Genomic DNA, 2,535 nt, shown 5'->3' on the forward strand with positions numbered 1-2,535 from the left:
TAGGTGGAGCCGTCGCCCCAGATGTCGACGCCGTCCTCTTTCATGGCGCGCACGAGCAGCGTGCCGGTGACGGCGCGGCCGATGGGGGTCGTGTTGAAGTAGGTGCGTCCGCCCGAGCGGATGTGGAACGCGCCGCACGCCAGGGCGCCGAAGCCTTCTTCGACGAGGGCGGGCTTGCAGTCCACCAGACGGGACAGCTCGGCGCCGTACTCGAGCGCGCGCGCCGGGATCGCCTCGATGTCGTCCTCGTCGGGCTGACCCAGGTCGCCCGTGTAGGTGCAGGGCACCGCACCCTTGTCGCGCATCCACGCGACGGCGACGGAGGTGTCAAGGCCCCCCGAGAAGGCGATGCCGACGCGCTCGCCGACGGGCAGGGACTGGAGGACCTTCGACATGGTCTCCAGTTTAGTGAGGAGGGGACGGATGCCACGGCCTGCGGCATCCGTCCACTCCTCATGTATGCGGGCCGGGCGTCGTCAGACCGGCAGCGGACCCCGCGCAGCCGGCGCGCGGTGGTGGCTCGCCCGGCGTTCGCGGAAGCGGCCGATCTCGACGATGCCGACGCCGAGGATGAGGAACATCGCGAGGATCGCTGCGATGTACATCAGGGCCGAGCCGTAGCCGCCCGCGCCGTGCGGGTCGAGGAACGGGTACGGGTACCACCACGGCGTCGTGCCGTCGGGGTTGCCGACGAACTCGCCCCGCACCATCGTGTACGCGGTCCACGCGAGCGGGTAGCCGACGATCACGGCCAGTGACCACCACGGCAGTCCGCGCCGGCGCGGGGCCAGCAGCAGATCGAGCACGAAGTAGATCGGCAGCACGACGTGCAGCATCTCGACCGCGTACTGATCGAGCAGGTGGATGCCCACCGTGTCGCCGAGCGCGACGGGCGAGGGCAGACCGCGGAGAAGCGCGTTGTACACGATTCCCAGCAGCAGCACGGGGCCGGTCACGGCGGCCAGGGCGAGAGCGATGCCGAAGGGCTCGCGCGACGAGCCGGGGTGCCGCAGATCCCAGGATGCGGCGGTCAGCAGCACGATCGCGCTCAGCAGCGTCGAGACGATCGTGAAGAGACTGAAGTAGTTCGCGAGCACGGCGCCGAGCGATTCGCCCAGCCGCGCAGCGCGGTCCACGTTGACGATGAAACCAGCGACGACCCCCGAGAAGCCGGCGATCGCGGCTGCGATCCGAAACCATGCCCAGCGCATTTCCCAACCCCCAGATTCTTGACGACCCGCGGACTGCGGGTCGTTCTTCCCGAGGCTGAGGTTCCTCCTCCGATACACGAGTGCATCAGAATATTGGCGCGCGGAGAGCCGGAAAACGCGCGCCCGAAGCGGCGTCTTGTAGTCGTTCTACAACGTGTCCGCCGTTTGGGGGACAGAAGCCACAACCGCTTGATGCGCGGTCCGCCGGCCCCACCAGAGCACGAACGAGGCGACCGCGAGGATGGCCACGGCGATGCCGATCACGTACACGACGACCGACGGCCAGCCCCCGGGATTGTTCGGGTTGAGGAACGGGTACGGGTACCAGAACGGGTCCCCCGTGCCCGGGTTGGTGATCTGCGGGCCGCGCACCATCGTGTACCCGACCCAGACGATCGGGAACGCGACGATCCACCACAGCGATCGCCACGAGAGCGCGCGACGGCGCGGTCCGACGAAGAGGTCGGCGAGCAGGAACAGCGGACCGATGAGGTGCAGCACCTCGTTCGACCAGGGCACGACCGCCCCGGGCTCCAGCTGGTACCCGCGCAGCAGAAGGTTGTAGACGATGCCGGTGATGACCATGTAGGTCGTGACCGCGGCGAGGGCCGTCGCGAGGCCTGCGGGCTCGGCATCCTGATCCCGCCCCCTGGTCCAGAACCAGACGGCCGCCCACAACAGCACGACCGCCGCGGCGGCGTTGGAGAGGATGGTGAAGAAGCTGAAGAAGTTCGAGACGATCGTGGCGACGTCACGGCCCGCCGCGATCGCACTCGACACCGACCGCACCAGCTGCGCCACGATCGCCGCGACGATCAGCACCGCCATGGCCGCTCGGGCGATCGTCCAACCCTGTGCCCACCCCGGTGAACGCGTCATGCGCACACGATATCGGCTGGTCGAGGGCCACTTGGATAGGATGGGGTGTAACCGTCCAATAAACGGGGGAGTAGCCCATGCCAGGCATCGTGATCGTCGGAGTCCAGTGGGGAGACGAGGGCAAGGGCAAGGCCACCGACCTCCTCGGTGAGCGCACCGACTGGGTGGTCAAGTTCAACGGCGGCAACAACGCCGGTCACACGGTCGTGATCGGCGACGAGAAGTACGCCCTGCACCTGCTGCCGTCCGGCATCCTCTCGCCCGGCGTCAACCCGGTCATCGGCAACGGCGTCGTCATCGACCTCGAAGTGCTGTTCGCCGAGCTCGGAGCGCTCAAGTCCCGCGGCGTCGACACGTCGCGCCTGAAGGTGAGCGCCAACGCGCACATCATCACGCAGTACCACCGCACGCTCGACAAGGTCACCGAGCGCTTCCTCGGCAAGCG

4 protein-coding genes are annotated in these 2,535 nt (G+C 68.2%); 1 reads left to right on the plus strand and 3 read right to left on the minus strand.

Annotation, left to right across the window (positions count from 1 at the left end):
- The 3 genes from ACTHNQ_RS16610 to ACTHNQ_RS16620 all read right to left on the minus strand — a co-directional run.
- Positions 1-395, minus strand: a 395-nt coding sequence (locus ACTHNQ_RS16610; RefSeq protein WP_440335063.1) for an argininosuccinate synthase domain-containing protein, incomplete at its 3' end; no start/stop codon positions are given.
- A gap of 81 nt (positions 396-476) precedes the next feature.
- A complete protein-coding gene (locus ACTHNQ_RS16615) occupies positions 477-1,211 on the minus strand; it encodes a Pr6Pr family membrane protein (protein WP_440335064.1) in 735 nt (244 codons plus the stop codon).
- Between the two features lie 147 nt (positions 1,212-1,358).
- Positions 1,359-2,090, minus strand: coding sequence for a Pr6Pr family membrane protein (locus tag ACTHNQ_RS16620; RefSeq protein ID WP_440335065.1), 732 nt, complete (start codon positions 2,088-2,090; stop codon positions 1,359-1,361).
- 77 nt (positions 2,091-2,167) lie between these two features.
- On the opposite strand from ACTHNQ_RS16620, the gene ACTHNQ_RS16625 reads away from it, so the two are divergent.
- On the plus strand, positions 2,168-2,535 hold a 368-nt coding region (locus ACTHNQ_RS16625), incomplete at its 3' end, for an adenylosuccinate synthetase (protein WP_440335066.1).

It is taken from the genome of Microbacterium sp. (genome assembly GCF_051953575.1).
Taxonomy (GTDB): Bacteria; Actinomycetota; Actinomycetes; order Actinomycetales; family Microbacteriaceae; genus Microbacterium.

Coding starts and splice junctions, on each gene's coding strand:
- ACTHNQ_RS16620 (WP_440335065.1), bottom strand. CDS start 2,090: ATGACGCGTTCACCGGGGTGGGCACAGGGTTGGACGATCGCCCGAGCG.
- ACTHNQ_RS16615 (WP_440335064.1), bottom strand. CDS start 1,211: ATGCGCTGGGCATGGTTTCGGATCGCAGCCGCGATCGCCGGCTTCTCG.